At 63.8% G+C, this 14,900-nt stretch carries 14 protein-coding genes; 9 read left to right on the plus strand and 5 right to left on the minus strand.

Features of this window, described 5'->3' with window-relative positions:
• Positions 1 to 122: 122 nt before the first annotated feature.
• Both FB598_RS17355 and FB598_RS17360 read right to left on the minus strand, forming a co-directional pair.
• Positions 123 to 1,550, minus strand: coding sequence for a heavy metal sensor histidine kinase (locus tag FB598_RS17355; protein WP_141916905.1), 1,428 nt, complete (start codon positions 1,548 to 1,550; stop codon positions 123 to 125).
• 7 nt (positions 1,551 to 1,557) lie between these two features.
• Positions 1,558 to 2,250, minus strand: a complete 693-nt coding sequence (locus FB598_RS17360; protein WP_141916907.1) for a heavy metal response regulator transcription factor — start codon at positions 2,248 to 2,250, stop codon at positions 1,558 to 1,560.
• Positions 2,251 to 2,423: 173 nt separating this feature from the next.
• Between FB598_RS17360 and FB598_RS17365 the strand changes: the two genes are divergently transcribed.
• The 8 genes from FB598_RS17365 (at position 2,424) to FB598_RS17400 (ending at position 10,881) form a co-directional block, all read left to right on the plus strand.
• Positions 2,424 to 3,848: a CoA transferase gene (locus FB598_RS17365; RefSeq protein WP_141916909.1), complete on the plus strand. Its 1,425-nt coding sequence runs from the start codon at positions 2,424 to 2,426 to the stop codon at positions 3,846 to 3,848.
• Positions 3,849 to 3,957: 109 nt separating this feature from the next.
• Positions 3,958 to 4,650: a signal peptidase I gene (lepB, locus tag FB598_RS17370; RefSeq protein ID WP_141916911.1), complete on the plus strand. Its 693-nt coding sequence runs from the start codon at positions 3,958 to 3,960 to the stop codon at positions 4,648 to 4,650.
• Between the two features lie 222 nt (positions 4,651 to 4,872).
• Positions 4,873 to 5,544: a TetR/AcrR family transcriptional regulator gene (locus FB598_RS17375; protein WP_141916913.1), complete on the plus strand. Its 672-nt coding sequence runs from the start codon at positions 4,873 to 4,875 to the stop codon at positions 5,542 to 5,544.
• Positions 5,545 to 6,012: 468 nt separating this feature from the next.
• Positions 6,013 to 6,339 (plus strand): hypothetical protein, encoded by a 327-nt coding sequence (locus FB598_RS17380; RefSeq protein WP_255464054.1) that lies wholly within the window; start codon positions 6,013 to 6,015, stop codon positions 6,337 to 6,339.
• A 302-nt stretch (positions 6,340 to 6,641) separates the two neighbouring features.
• Complete coding sequence (locus FB598_RS17385; RefSeq protein WP_141916915.1) at positions 6,642 to 9,071, plus strand: ATP-binding protein; 2,430 nt, start codon at positions 6,642 to 6,644, stop codon at positions 9,069 to 9,071.
• A 79-nt stretch (positions 9,072 to 9,150) separates the two neighbouring features.
• On the plus strand, positions 9,151 to 9,879 hold the full coding sequence (locus FB598_RS20970) for a methyl-accepting chemotaxis protein (RefSeq protein WP_141917089.1): 729 nt from the start codon (positions 9,151 to 9,153) through the stop codon (positions 9,877 to 9,879).
• A gap of 16 nt (positions 9,880 to 9,895) precedes the next feature.
• Complete coding sequence (locus FB598_RS17395) at positions 9,896 to 10,447, plus strand: hypothetical protein (protein WP_141916917.1); 552 nt, start codon at positions 9,896 to 9,898, stop codon at positions 10,445 to 10,447.
• A 65-nt stretch (positions 10,448 to 10,512) separates the two neighbouring features.
• Positions 10,513 to 10,881 (plus strand): response regulator, encoded by a 369-nt coding sequence (locus tag FB598_RS17400; protein WP_141916919.1) that lies wholly within the window; start codon positions 10,513 to 10,515, stop codon positions 10,879 to 10,881.
• Between the two features lie 100 nt (positions 10,882 to 10,981).
• On the opposite strand, the gene FB598_RS17405 is transcribed toward FB598_RS17400, so the two are convergent.
• The 3 genes from FB598_RS17405 to FB598_RS17415 all read right to left on the minus strand — a co-directional run bounded on the left by FB598_RS17405 (position 10,982) and on the right by FB598_RS17415 (position 13,808).
• Positions 10,982 to 11,860 carry a PCC domain-containing protein gene (locus FB598_RS17405; protein ID WP_141916922.1) on the minus strand — a complete coding sequence of 293 codons (879 nt, stop codon included), beginning with the start codon at positions 11,858 to 11,860 and terminating at the stop codon, positions 10,982 to 10,984.
• Between the two features lie 189 nt (positions 11,861 to 12,049).
• Positions 12,050 to 12,346 (minus strand): YciI-like protein, encoded by a 297-nt coding sequence (locus FB598_RS17410; protein ID WP_141916924.1) that lies wholly within the window; start codon positions 12,344 to 12,346, stop codon positions 12,050 to 12,052.
• A gap of 121 nt (positions 12,347 to 12,467) precedes the next feature.
• A complete protein-coding gene (locus tag FB598_RS17415; protein ID WP_141916927.1) occupies positions 12,468 to 13,808 on the minus strand; it encodes an MFS transporter in 1,341 nt (446 codons plus the stop codon).
• A gap of 154 nt (positions 13,809 to 13,962) precedes the next feature.
• Between FB598_RS17415 and cyoA the strand changes: the two genes are divergently transcribed.
• A complete protein-coding gene (gene cyoA, locus FB598_RS17420) occupies positions 13,963 to 14,892 on the plus strand; it encodes a ubiquinol oxidase subunit II (RefSeq protein ID WP_141916929.1) in 930 nt (309 codons plus the stop codon).
• Positions 14,893 to 14,900: the final 8 nt, after the last annotated feature.

The following is a 14,900-nucleotide window of genomic DNA, read 5'->3' on the forward strand; positions in this document are numbered from 1 at the left end:
AACACTGTCGTCCTGACGAAAGTCAGGACCCAGCGACGCTTGCTGCAGACGCTTGCTGCATATCCCGGAACGCTGAACGACGCTGGATCCCGGCCTTCGCCGGGATGACGGCGGTTAGGGCGTCAAGCCTGGGAAATAGTGAATCCAATACTGTTGCAGCCATCCGCGCTGGAAGCGAAGGCGCGGCCGCCATGCATGCGCGCCACCGCCTTGACGATGGCCAGCCCCAGGCCATGGCCGTGGCTGCCGTTGATGTCCTGGCGCGCGGTGTCGACCCGGTAGAAACGGTCGAACAGGCGCGGCAAATGGCGCGCGTCGATGGGCTGGCCGGGATTGGTGACGGCGATGCGCACGCCGTCCTCTTGCGCGGCGATGTCGATGCGGATCAGGGCGCCGGCCGGCGAATGCTGGATGGCATTCTGGATCAGGTTGGTCAGCGCCCGCCTGAACAGCGCCGTCTCCATCATTGCCGTGGATTGAATGTCGCCGCTGACGGCGATGTCCATGCCGGCGTCGTCCAGCACGAACTCGAAGAAGTCGACCGTCTTCTGCACCTCGTCGGCCACCCGCGCATGCACCAGCGACGTGGCGGCCTCGCCCTGGTCGGAACGCGCCAGGAACAGCATGTCGTTGATGATGGAGCGGATGCGGTCCAGCTCCTCCAGGTTGGATTGCAGCACGTCCTTGAACTCGCCGGCGCTGCGCTCGCGCGCCAGCGCCACCTGCGTTTCCCCGATCAGGTTGGCCAGCGGCGTGCGCAACTCATGGGCGACGTCGGCGTTGAAGGCTTCCAGCTGGGTATAGGCATCCTCGATGCGTTCCAGCGCGCCGTTGAAGGCGTGCGCCAGGACCGACAATTCCTCCGGCAGCGATCCGACCGGCATGCGCGCCGACAACTTGCGCGGCGAGAAGCCCTGGGCGTGCGCCGACATGCGCCGCAATGGCGCCAGCCCGGCGCGGGCGATCCAGTAGCTGGAAATCACCGCCAGCACGATGCCCAGCAGGGAGAACATGAAGGTCGCCATCAGGAAGGTGCGCCGCATCGCGAAATAGGGTTCGGTATCGATGCCGACGGTCACCCGCACTTCGGGCCGTTCCTCGAACGCGGGCAGGGTGCGCGTCATGGTGTGCAGCGGGTATTCCTTGCCCGCCAGGCGCAGCATGCCCACGGCATTGTTGTCATGCTCGATCGTCTCGTGTTGCAGGCGCGAGAGGTCGCCATAGCGGAAACGTTCATCGTCGCCGGAGATCCAGAACGACACCCGCTGGTCGGCCTGCGACAGCGCGGCCAGTTTCAGCTGCACGCGCGACCAGCGCTCGGTGTTGCCGGCGCGCGAGATCTGGAAGCTGATGTCGTTCAAGGTGGTGACCAGGCCGTCGCGCTCGTGGCGCAGCAGCTCTTCCTTGAGCACGGTGTAGAGCACGATCCCGGTGAGCGCGAAGATGAACAGCGCCGACGCCGCCGACATCCATACCAGTCGCGCGGTGATCGACTGCCGCCGCGGCAGGAAGCGTTGCGGCCGCTCGGGGGCTGGGCTGGAATGCTGCATGGCGCGTTCAGTCCGCCACGACGTCGGCCGCGGCGCGCGGCTCCAGCACATAGCCCAGGCCGCGCACGGTGTGCAGCAGCTTCTGGTCGAACGGGGCGTCGATCTTGGCGCGCAGGCGCTTGATGGCGACTTCGACCACATTGGTGTTGCTGTCGAAATTCATGTCCCACACCAGTTCGGCAATCGCCGTCTTGGACAGGATCTCGCCCTGGCGGCGCGCCATCACCGCCAGCAGCGCGAACTCCTTGGCAGTGAGGTCGATGCGAGCGGCGCCGCGGAAGGCCTTGCGGCTGATCAGGTCGATCTGCAGGTCGCCGATGCGCAGCTGCGCCGGTTCCTGCGAGCGGCCGCGGCGCGTCAGCGCCTGCAGGCGGGCCAGCAGTTCGAGGAAGGAGAAGGGCTTGATCAGGTAGTCGTCGGCGCCGTCATGCAAGCCCTTGATGCGGTCTTCCACGCTGTCGCGCGCGGTCAGCATGATGACCGGGGTCTGCTTGACCGTGCGCAGCGAGCGCAGCACCGAGAAACCGTCCAGCCCCGGCAGCATCACGTCCAGCACGATCACGTCGTAGTCGTGCTGGATCGCCAGGCGCTGGCCGTCGATGCCGTTGGATGCCAGGTCGACCGCGCACCCTTGCTCGGTGAGGCCCTTGCAGAGGTAATCGGACATCTTTTGTTCATCTTCGACAATCAGGATTTTCATGCGCTCTCCATATCCCGGGATTTTAACCTTTCGGCTGCTGGCGCTCGTCGCCGGGATGCCGGCTTGTGACCCGCCGCGCCACGGTTGGCTGTGCGGCGGCGATTGACAGGGCGGCCGGAGGGATTAAGCTGCCCTCATCCTCAATTCCGGACGATCACAAGAAGGAGTTCGCCATGCCCCAAGAATCTGCCGCCACGACAACCACACCGGTGGCCGCCTCCATGCTGGCCGAAATCTGGGCCGCGCTGGACGGCCCGCAAGCCATGCTCTCCAGCGTGCGCCTGGTTGGCGACGGCGCGTTGCCCTCGGTGTTTGCCGCCAGCGACCTGGCGCAAGCCTCGCTGGCCGCTGCCGGACTGGCGGTCGCCGAACTGGCCGAGGCCGCAGGCGGCCCGTTGCCGTCGGTGGAATGCGACCGGCGGCTGGCCTCGATGTGGTTTTCCGGCTCGCTGCGGGCCCAGGGCTGGACGCCGCCGGCCTTGTGGGATTCGGTGGCGGGCGACTACCGCAGCGCCGACGGCTGGATCCGGTTGCATACCAATGCGCCGCATCACCGGGCGGCAGCCTTGCAGGTCTTGGGGCTGGATGCGCAACCAGCGTCGCGCGAACAGGTGGCTCAAGCCGTGGCGCGCTGGAAGGCGGGCGAGCTGGAGGCTGCCATCGTGGGCAACAAGGGATGCGCGGCGGAGATGCGCAGCCAGTCGCAATGGGCCGTCCACCCGCAGGGGATGGCGGTTGCCGCCGAATCGCTGGTCGGGCGCCAGGCGTTCGACGCCGGCTGGCGACGCACGACGCCCGCCGATCCGGCGCGGCCGCTGGCGGGCGTGCGGGTGCTGGATCTGACGCGGGTGCTGGCCGGGCCGACTGCCACGCGCTTCCTGGCGGCTTTCGGCGCCGAGGTGTTGCGCATCGATCCATCCTCCTGGGACGAGCCGGGCGTGGTGCCGGAAATGACGCTGGGCAAGCGTTGCGCCCATCTCGACCTGGGCCGGCCCGATCACCGGCGCGTATTGGAACATCTGCTGTCCCGGGCCGATGTGCTGGTGCATGGCTACCGTCCGCAGGCGCTGGAGCATCTGGGGCTGGGCGCGGCGCGGCGGCGCCAGCTCAATGCGGCGCTGGTGGATGTGGCGCTGGATGCTTACGGCTGGAGCGGCCCCTGGGCCGGCCGGCGCGGTTTCGACAGCCTGGTGCAGATGAGTTCGGGGATCGCCGATGCCGGCATGCGCCTGCTGGGCCGCGACCAGCCGACCCCGTTGCCGGTGCAGGCGCTGGACCACGCTACCGGCTACCTGATGGCCGCCTCGGCGCTGCGCGGCCTGGTGCGCCGGCAGCAGGCCGGGCAGGGCGGCGAGTATCGCCTGTCGCTGGCGCGCACGGCGCAATTGCTGGCGGCGCAATTGCTGGCGGCGCACCGTCCGGCAGGCGCCGAACCGGCGTTCGCGGCCGAACAGCCCGGCGATCTGGGGACGGCCGTGGAAAATACCGTCTGGGGGCCGGCGCGCCGCTTGCGTACGCCGTTGTCCATCGCCGGCGTGCCCATGAGCTGGGAGCTGCCGGCTTCGCCATTGCGCTCGGCGCCGGCACAGTGGCGCTGAAAACGATACGATAACGGCTGTCATGCGGCAGAGGGCGGTCAACCGGATCGTCCTCTGCCGCATTGTGATTCCCATATCCAATCCATTGCCAATCGACAAGGAAAATCCCATGAAACCGATCAAGAGCCTGCTGGGCGAATACAAGGGCGTGCTGGTGTTCATGGCGCTGATGGTGGTATTCCGTAGCGCCATCGCCGACTACAACGTGGTGCCCAGCGGTTCGATGCTGCCGACGGTGCTGGTCGGCGACCGCATCCTGGTCGACAAGACGGCCTACGACCTGCGCGTGCCGCTGACGCATCTGCGCATCGCCCGCCTGGGCGAACCCCAGCGCGGCGATATCGTGACCGTCGATTCGAAGGAAGCCGGCGAACTGCTGTTGAAGCGGGTGATCGGCCTGCCCGGCGACGTGGTGGAACTGCGCGACAACGTCCTGTATATCAATGGCCAGGCCGCCAGCTACAGCCATGCCGCGGTCAAGGCGCAAGCCGGTGACGGCATCGACGAGGCCGCCTACCGCGATGAGCGCCTGGGCGATATGTCCCATCTGGTGCGCTTGTCGCAATCGCATCCCAGCCTGCGCAGCAGCTATGGTCCGGTGGTGGTGCCGGCCGAGCATTACCTGATGCTGGGCGACAATCGGGACAACAGCGCCGACTCGCGCTATTACGGCTTCTTCGGCCGCGATGAGCTGATGGGGCGCACCCGTCGCATTGCGTTTTCACTGGATGCCGAGCGCGGCTACCTGCCGCGCCTGAGTCGTACAGGGCGGCTGCTGGATGGTGTTACTGCCCAACATTGAGGCGGCAGGAGGCATTCGGCCGTTGAAATAGCCGCGATCAGGGTGAGAATAAATTTAATAAATCACTTTAATTATCGTTTTTAAGTATTTGATTTTATTTGATTAAATATTTCATGATGTGAGGCGCTGCCTGTTCCTGGGCGGCGCCAGGCAAAGCTGCTCCGGGTTTGTTGCAACAATTTCCTGTTTTTGCCGGCAAAAATGCTCAAGTTGTAGCAAGGCATGCCGTTATACAACACGGATTACCTGCAATTGTCATTGGAGCACATCATTTCTCTCACCTTCATTTCCGATCCGGCCACCGGCCGCCGCAGAAACGCGGTCAGCCACGACGCCATCCTCGACGCCACCTATGTGATGCTGGAGGAGATCGGCTTTGACAAGCTGTCGCTGGAAGGTGTGGCCACGCGCGCAGGCGTGGGCAAGGCGACCATTTATCGCTGGTGGCCCAACAAGAGCGCGCTGGCGATGGAAGCGCTGCTGCGCGCGGTCGAGCCGATGCCGTCGATTGGCGATAGCGGCTCCGCGCGCCAGGATATCGAAGATCACGTCACCCGCCTGGCGCAGTTGTTTCGCGGCAAGAGCGGGCGTGTGGTGCGGGAGATGATCGCGCTGGCGCAGTTCGATGGCGATGCCATGCGCATCTTCAATGACAACTATCTGGAACCGCGCCGTTCGGCGCTGGTGGAAGCACTGCGCCGCGGCGCCCAACGCGGCGAGTTCAGGGACGATCTCAACCTGGACCTGGTTTTCGATCTGCTGTACGCCCCCTTGTTGCAGCGGCTTCTTACCGGCAGTGCCGACATCGATGAGCGCCAGGTCAATGCGCAATTGAAGCTGGTGCTCGGCACGATCGCCCTTGAGCATTCCGTCACAGCGTCATCACAGGACTGAGTAAATATTCGAGCTAACAATCGTAAATTTTGTTGAGTGCTAGATAATTTGCACCTAGAATCCGAGACGAAACGTATCGTATTGGTTCTGGGCAAATCTCCTATTGCGAGAGCAAATGATGGCCATTCATGGGGATGGCCTGATTTGACGCTCGAATAGACATTGGCGGCGGCTCTGCATGGAATATCCATGCCATCGGCCGATACCGCTGAAATGCGAGCCGGGGTTTTCTCCCCGGTTCAGCCCATCCGGACACGCTTGCCTGGGCAAGCGTCCTGCCTGTCCGATATGTTCATCCAGATGCGAAGAAATACCGGCTTCCCGCCAGGGCGGCCGGCAGGCGATCGTCATGCGGCGGAGGGCGTCTAGCAGGCGGCCGTACGGAGATCCAGGGGCGTAAAACACATGCACGTGCAAGGGGAAAAAATGCACAGCGATGCGATGAGCGGATGCGGGGGCGCGTCAGGCATGCCTCCGCGCGAACCGGAGGGGAAAAAACCGCCGCGCGGCACCGACTGGCGCCGGCGGCAGCGCAAAACCAGGCGGTGGTGCGCCTTCGGCGTGGTCCTGATCCCGCTCATGCTGGCTTTCTTGTGGGCGCAATACGCATCGGCGCGCGAATCGGGAGAGCTGCTGTATGCCGACCAGTATTGCGGCTGCCGCGAGACGGTATCGCGCTGGGTTAGCGACTATGTCTGGACCCAGATGATCTGGTTGCCATGCAATACCCTGTTCCTGCTGGTGTGGGTGGCGCTGGCGCTCAAGCTGTGGAGCGGCAAGCGGCCATCGCGCTGAGGCCGCCGCTTTATTTCTTGCCCCCCAGGCTGGGACATGTCCGCCAGGCGGCCCGCCCCGGGAGCCGCCGTCGATCGGCCGGCCGCCTGCTGCGCGTTCCCCCCACACACCAAAAACAAACAGGCTTGTCCCCCCAAAATACGAGCCGTATTTCTTGGCATGACTTGGAAATTCTATTGTCATTGAGTCGTAATACTTCGATGCAACAATCCGCCCCGCGTCCGCTACGGCCTGATTTTTTGTTCACTTTCCAGGGATGATCGTGAACCCGCGCCACGGATCGCCTTCACAAGGGGAACTCAATGACCATCCGTCTGCGCATCACGCTGCTCGTCATACTTACATTCATCGCCATCGCCGGCATCGGCGGCTACGCGATGATCCAGTCTCGCGACAGCGCGGCGGAGGTCAGGTCGGTTACGGAAGGGGTGATGCCGAGCGTGCTGGCCTCGTCCGACCTGATGGGGCAGCTGAAGGATGTGCAACTGGCGGCCATGGTGATGGTCACCGAAGCCGACAACCAGCTGGTAGCCCAGGAAAACGAAAAGCTGGCCGAAAAAAAGGCGGCGCTGGAAAAGGCCCTGGAGATGCAGGCCCAGCATGCCGACGGCGTCGCCCAGCGCGGCCTGGTCGAGCAGGCGCGCGAGAGCCTGGATAACTACTTCGGCGCCATCGACAACACCGCCAAGTTCAAGCTCGCAGGCAAGAACGAGATCGCCCAGGCGCAGTTCTTCGGCGGGGTGATGCAGTACCAGACCGAACTGGAAGGCATCGTCAACACCCTGCGCATCGAGAAGAACCGTTTCAAGGACGCGGCCATCACCTCGCTCAACGGCAAGCTGTCGTCGACCACGGCCACGATTTCCATCGTCACTGCGGTGGCCGTGCTGCTGCTGGCCGGCATCGGTTTCCTGCTGTATCGCCAGATCACCGGCCCGATCAGCCGCATGTCGAGCATGATGGGCGAGATCGCCGCCAGCCAGGACTTCACCCGCCGCCTGCCGGTGCAGCGCATGGACGAGGTCGGCCACTCCATCGTCGCCTTCAACGGCATGGTGGAAAAGATCGAAGAGGCTTCCGCGCAGGTGCGCCAGAAGACCGCCGACATGCAGGCCATGCTGCAGAACATCCCGCAAGGCATCCTGACCATCGTCGACGGCAACAAGATCCACCCCGAATATTCGGCCTTCCTGGAAACCGTGTTCGAGACCGCCGACATTGCCGGCCGCGACGTGATGGAGCTGGTGTTCTCCGGCACCAACCTGGGCGCCGATACGCTGTCGCAGATCGAAGCCATCGGCGGCGCCTGCATCGGCGAAGACGTGATGAACTTCGAATTCAACGAACACCTGATGGTGGGCGAAGTCGAGAAGACCATGGCCGGCGGCGGCAAGAAGATCCTCGATTTGTCGTGGTCGCCCATTACCGACGGCAACGATACGGTGATCCGCCTGATGCTGTGCGTGCGCGACGTCACCGAGCTGCGCCAGCTGGCGGCCGAAGCCAACGAACAGAAGCGCGAACTGGAAATGATCGGCGAGATCCTGGCCGTGGCGCCGTCCAAGTTCGGCGAATTCATCGGCAGCGCGCGCCGCTTCCTGGACGAGAACGAACAGATCGTCCACCAGAACCCGGAAGCCACCGCCTTTGCGATCGCCAAGCTGTTCCGCAACATGCATACCATCAAGGGCAATGGCCGCACTTACGGCCTGTTGCACCTGGCCAACGTGGTGCACGATGCCGAGCAGCATTACGACGACCTGCGCCATCCGCAGACCGGCGCCGTCTGGAACCAGGGGCACCTGCTGCTGCAGCTGGCGCAAGTGCGCGAGATCATCGACCGTTATGGGCGCATCAACGACGTCACGCTGGGGCGCGGCGCGGCCGCCGAGCCGGGCGAAGCGGGCGCCGGCTACGAGCGCCACATCATGACCATCGACCGCAAGTACATCCAGGAAAGCCTGCAGCGCCTGGAAACCGTCAATACGGCGAACCTGCACGAGCTGGTGGCGGTGCGCAACGAAGTACGCCGCACGCTGCGCCTGTTGGGCACCGAGAGCGTGCAGGACGTGCTGGCGCCGGTGACCGCTTCGTTGCCTGCGCTGGCGGCCGACCTGGGCAAGGCGGCGCCGGTGGTGGAGATCGAGGACAACGGTTATGTGGTGCATAGCTTCGCCTCGCCGCTGCTGCAGAACGTGTTCATGCACCTGATCCGCAATGCCATGGACCACGGCCTGGAAAGCGCGCAAGAGCGAGTGGCCGGGGGCAAGCCGGAAGCCGGCACGATCAGGCTGGAAATGGGCGTGATGGACAACATGTTCCAGATGGCGCTGTCCGATGACGGCCGCGGGCTGGCGCTGGAGCGGGTGCGGCAGATCGGCGTAGAGAAAAACCTGATCGGCGTCGACCAGGCCATGACCGATGTTGAACTGGCCAACCTGATCATGCAGCCGGGATTTTCGACCCGCAGCGAAGTGACCGATGTTTCCGGCCGCGGCGTGGGCATGGATGCGGTGCTGGACTTCGTCACCCGCGAGCAGGGCAGAATCGAGATCCGTTTCACCGGCCAGGATGAAGGCGCCGCTTTCCGCGCGTTCCAGATCATCGTGATGCTGCCCGAGAGCGTGGCGGTGGAAGTGGATGGCATCGACGTGCCATATCCCGTGGCTGGCCAGGAACAGGCCGCGCCGGCGGTGAATCTGCCGCAGGGCGGCGATCCCCGGGTGGCATGAGGGGCCGTGTCCGGCCCGGTGTTGCAGGATTGCGCGCTTTGGCGCAGATGTGAAGCGATGGTGGTGAGAAATGAATGTCATGGTGTGGAACCCGATACTTTTCCTGGCGCTGGGCGCCTTGCTGGCCGGCATCCCGATGGCGCTGCTGTGGCGCCGCCAGAAGGCCCGCGCGGCGCGCATGATCGACCTGGCGCAGGTGGAATCCCTGAAGCGCAGCGTGCAGGAAACGCTGGAAGCGCAGCAGCGTGAGGTGGCCGAGCACCGGCAGCACGCCGAGGCGGAGCGCCTGGAAAGCGAGCGCCGCATGGCCGAGATGCGCGGCGAAAGCGAGGCGCTGGTGGCGAATCTGAGCCAGCAGAATTCGCAAAGCATGGCGCGCGTGATGGAAAACTGCGAGGCCTCGCAGGACACGATTTCCAAGCTGCTGGGCCTGATGCGCACCTTCGAGCGCTGGCACGACGACATGAACGTGCTCATTTCCCATAACCGCGAGATGCACCGCAAGAACGACGAGTTCGCGCTGATCGTCAACCAGGTCATCATCGTCGCCCTCAATGCCTCCATCGAAGCGGCCCGGGCCGGCGCGCACGGCCGCGGTTTCGCGGTGGTGGCGTCGGAAGTGCGCGACCTGGCGCAGCGCGCCGAGAAACTGTCCAAGAGTTATCGCGCCAACCTGTACCAGAACGACCTGATCACCACCACCACCTTCCAGGACTTGCAAGCCGGCGGCAAGATGATCATGAGCGCCGTGATCGGGCTGGACCTGATCAACAAGCGGACCCGGGAAGCGCTGGCCGAGGCGGCCTGACGATGGAGTGCGAGATATGATCAGCCAATCCGCCAAGGACGGTTTCGATACGCTGTTGCGGCAAGCGCTCAGGACCAGCCTGGTGCCTGCCGATACCGAGGCCGGGATGTCGGCCATCGACGATATCTCCGCCATCAGCGAAAAGAAGATGGTGGTGCTGACGGTGTCGTCTTATCTGTTCCGCCTGATGGTGATGTTTTATTTCACGCCGGACGCCGCCACCAAGGCGCATTTCGCGCGCCTGAACCGGGTCGCCCCGGAAGAGATGTCGGAGCAGGCCTTCATGGATGCCATCGCCGAATGCGGCAACCTGTGCTGCGGCATCCTGAACCGCGACCTGGGGCGTTTCTTCCCGCACCTGGGCATGTCGACGCCGAACGTGATCGACAAGAACTGCGCGGCTTACCTGCAGACGCTCAATCTCGGGCATCTCCGCCATCTGGCGGTGGACATGCCGCAGGCGCCGCGTTTCCACGTCACGCTGTGCGTATCGGCCTATGCGGAGATGGATTTTTCCGTGTCGGAAGAAGAGGCCGATGCCGGCACCGGCGAGCTGGAACTGTTCTGAGCCAACATCCGCACCATCCGCACTATCCATTGCAATTCAATTTGACTATCTAGAGAGACAACAACATGGCACAAATTCTGGTCGTAGACGATTCAAGCACGGTGCGCGCCGAAGTCGGCGACTTCCTCAGGAAGAACGGGCTGGACGTGGCGCTGGCGGTGGATGGCCGCGACGGCCTGAGCAAGTTGAAGGGCGATCCGTCCATCAAGCTGGTGGTCTCCGACGTCAACATGCCCAACATGGATGGCCTGACCATGGCCGAGAAGATCCGCGGCGAACTGGGCAATGCCAGCGTCAACATCATCATGCTGACCACCGAGAACTCGCCGATCATGAAGGAGCGCGGCAAGGCGGCCGGCATCAAGGGCTGGATCGTCAAGCCGTTCAAGGGCGACGCGGTATTGCCGACCTTCAAGAAGCTGGTCGGCGCTTAACGCACGCAGGCATGCGCGGGGAGTAGTGAAGGGGGGCAAGCCGCGCCGGCCGCGGCTTGCGGAACGTCGCCGGTCATCATGACGGCGACGTTTTTTATTGTCATTGCTCTTCGATCACCAGTTCGAAACAGATCAGCACCGGATTGCGGCCGCGCGCCAGCACGCCTTCGCATACCTTGCCTTGCGGATTGATCAGCGCGATGTCCAGTTGCGCGCGCAGGCCTTGCGGGCCGCTCCTGACTTCGCCCGAGCGCACCAGGATCTCGGTGGCGCGGTCTTCCAGCACGCGGCCATCCTCGAAATCGGCGCCGATGATGCTGCCGACGCTGCCGCGGATGATGGCATGCCCGATGCCGTGCGAGCGGCAGACTTCTTCGATGGCCATGGTCAGGTCTTCATCCGGGCGGATGCGGGCCAGGACGATGCGCTTGCCTTGGGCGGCGTGTGTCCGCTCTTCCAGGCGGGTGGGGTGGAACAGCGTGAAATTGGTTTCCGGATCGTACCTGGTGGCCATGGTGGCGTCATGCACGCCCCAGGCCTGCGCCTGGCAGGCTTCGGCCACGATGGTCTGGTCCATCAGCATATGGCCGCCCTGGCGCTGGCCGTCGCTGCCGCGCCAGACGGCATGGCAATGCACGAAGGGGGCGCCGTCCTTGCGGCCATAGGTGGCGCAGGCGAATTCGATGACCGTGCCTTCCTCGATGGCGTAAGGCGCGCTGTAGAACGCGGCATGCTGGTCGTCCACCGCCACCGCCGGCATCAGGAAATGGTGCGGCGTCACCTTCAGGTTTTCAAAGCGCACGGTGCCGCCGGCGATGCCGGCCTCGTCCAGCGGAATGCTCATGGCGTCGCGCAGCGTGCGGCCCGGCTCCAGGGTGAAGGTCTTGTGCATGGCGCCGCCTTCCAGGCTGACGATGCGTACCGGGTCGGGCTTGCCTGGATGGCGGGCGGTGCGGGCGAATGGCTGGCTCTGGGGCATTGCGGGTCTCCTTGTGGCGCCTGGTTCCGATCACGGCTTGGGCAGGGTGGGCCTGGCCGTTTTGTATTCGGTAGACAATGTCTGGCGCGTATTATCCCGTTTTCCCCTGCGGCCTGCAGTTGAATGTTTTTAACCGGGCGCGATGAAACGGCGCCGGCATCGTCGGCCTTGATGGCCTGCGACAGGCGTTCAGAGCGGGTCGGGCACCAGTTCGGGAATGCCGACCACCGTGGCCCAGGGCTTGACTTGCCAGCGCGTCACCAGCCCGTGCCGGACATAGGGATCGGCGGCGGCGAAGGCTTCGGCATGGGCTGCCGCAGCGTTGAACAGCAGCAGGCCGCTTTCGGGCGGATCGCCGACGGCGCCGCCGGCCGCCAGTTCGCCGCGGGCCACCGCCTCTTTGCACAATGCGAGATGCTCGTTGCGATGGACGGGGCGGCGCGCGAGATAGTCGGGGACGAAATCGTAGATGAGCAGATAGTGCATGGCAGGCTCTGACGCGGATGGTAAGGAAATCCAATATAGCACCAGCCGGAAAAAACAAAACCCGGAAGCGAACCTCCGGGTTTTGTTCTTGCCGATGCCGAAACGGCCGGCTATCAGTACCTCAGTCTTCCCGGGCTTCCAGTGCCCGGTTCAGGCTCAGTGCCGCCAACGAGCCAACCGCGCCCGACAGCAGGTAGAAACTCACGTAAGCCAGGCCGAAGTGCGCCGACAGGCCCAGCGCCACCAGCGGCGCGAAACCGGCGCCCACCAGCCAGGCCAGGTCTTGCGTCAGCGCGGCGCCGGTGTAGCGATACTTCTTCTGGAAATTGGCGGTCACGGCGCCGGCAGCCTGGCCATAAGACAGGCCCAGCAATGCGAAGCCGATCAGGATGAAGGTGTTCTGGCCGTATTCGCCGCCATTCATCAGGGTCGGCACGAAGGCGGAGAGGATGGCGATGAGCAGCGCCATCGAACCCAGCACGGTGCGGCGGCCGAAACGGTCGGCGATCAGGCCCGAGGCGACAATGCCCAAGGCCATGATGACCGCGCCGATGATCTGGGTGATCAGGAAGTCATCCATGGCCCGCAGCGAGTACAGCCTGGCCCAGGACAGCGGGAACACCGTCACCAGGTGGAACAGCGCGTAGCTGGCCAGCGCGGCGAGGGCGCCGATGATGATGTTGCGGCCCTGGGTACGGGACAGTTCGACCACGCCGGCCGGTTCCAGCTCGCGCTCGTCGAGCAGCTTGGCGTATTCCGGCGTGGAAACCAGGCGCAGGCGGGCGAACAGCGCGACAACGTTAATCGCGAACGCCACATAAAAAGGATAGCGCCAGCCCCAATCCAGGAAATCTTCCGTGGTAAGATCCGCAAGCATGTAGGCAAACAGGCTGGCGGCGATGATGAATCCGAGCGGCGCGCCAAGCTGGCCGAGGGCCGCATACCATCCGCGCCTGTTCTGAGGAGCGTTTATCGCCAGCAAGGATGGCAAGCCGTCCCAGGCGCCGCCCAGCGCGACGCCCTGTCCGACCCGCAGCAGGGACAGCAGGATGATGGCCCATGCGCCTATATGATCATAAGTTGGCAGCAAGGCAATACCCGCCGTTGAAAAACCAAGCAGGAACAGCGCCAGCGTCAGTTTCACTTCTCTTCCGTATGCCCGCTGGATCGCCATGAATATCACTGTGCCCACAGGCCGGGCAAGGAACGCGAACGCGAAGATCACGAACGCGTAAAGCGTGCCTTCCAGCCTGTTCTCGAAAGGAAAGAAAATGGCCGGAAACACCAGCACGGATGCCAGCGCATATACGAAGAAGTCGAAATATTCGGACGCCCGTCCGATCACCACGCCGACGGCGATTTCACCTGGTTCGATGTGCCCATGACTATGGGTTGCGGGGGCGACGTTGGATTGCGGCCGGAACTCGCTGGAACCTTGACCGTTGTGGATGCTGCTTGCCATGGCTTTGTCTCCCACTGTTAGAGGTTTAGTCGCAGTACGAACTCCCATCCCGGCGGGTGCTGCATGACGGGGTGGGACAAAACGTCCAATCGCCAACACACTTTATTGCCGTTACATTAGCATGCTCTGCTACATACGACTGGACTTTTCCTCCATGGTTTCTCAAATACTCCGTCGCGGATTGTTCCTCCTGCCCGCTATTTTGTTGGCTGGATGCAACACCGTAGTGATGAATCCGTCCGGCGATATCGCCTCCCAACAGGGACGCCTGATCGTCATTTCCACCGTTCTGATGCTCCTGATCATCGTCCCGGTGATCGCGCTGACCGTGCTGTTCGCATGGCGCTACCGCAAGAGCAACACCTCCGCACCCTACGAACCCGAGTGGGACCACTCGACCCGCCTGGAGCTGGTCATCTGGGGCGCGCCGCTGCTGATCATCATCGCCCTGGGCCTGCTGACCTGGATCACCACGCACACGCTGGATCCGTACCGTCCGCTGTCGCGCCTGGACGCGGAGCGTCCGATCCCGCCGGAAACCAAGACCCTGACGGTCGAAGTGGTGGCGCTGGACTGGAAGTGGCTGTTCATCTATCCGGAGCAGGGCATCGCCACCGTGAACGAGCTGGCCGCGCCGGTCGATACGCCGATCCAGTTCAAGATCACCGCGTCGAACGTGATGAACTCCTTCTTCATTCCCGCCCTGGCCGGCCAGATCTACGCGATGCCGGGCATGGAAACCAAGCTGCACGCGGTCATCAACAAGGCCGGCGAGTATGAGGGCTTCTCCGCCAACTACAGCGGCGCAGGCTTCTCGCACATGCGCTTCAAGTTCCACGGCCTGGACCAGCAAGGCTTTGACGACTGGGTCAAGAAGGCCAAGGCCGAGTCCGGCGCCATGGGGCGCGCCGACTACCTGCAACTGGAAAAGCCCAGCGAGCGTGAGCCTGCCCGCCGGTTCGGCAATGTCGACCCCAGCCTGTTCCACGCGATCGTCAACCGCTGCGTCGAGCCCAATACGGTCTGCATGGACAAGATGATGGCCGCCGACCTGAACGTGAAGCCCGGCCAGAAGAATGAATGACCGTTCCG

The sequence above is a fragment of the Herbaspirillum sp. SJZ106 genome, from assembly GCF_006715495.1.
In the GTDB taxonomy this organism is placed as follows: Bacteria; Pseudomonadota; Gammaproteobacteria; order Burkholderiales; family Burkholderiaceae_D; genus Herbaspirillum.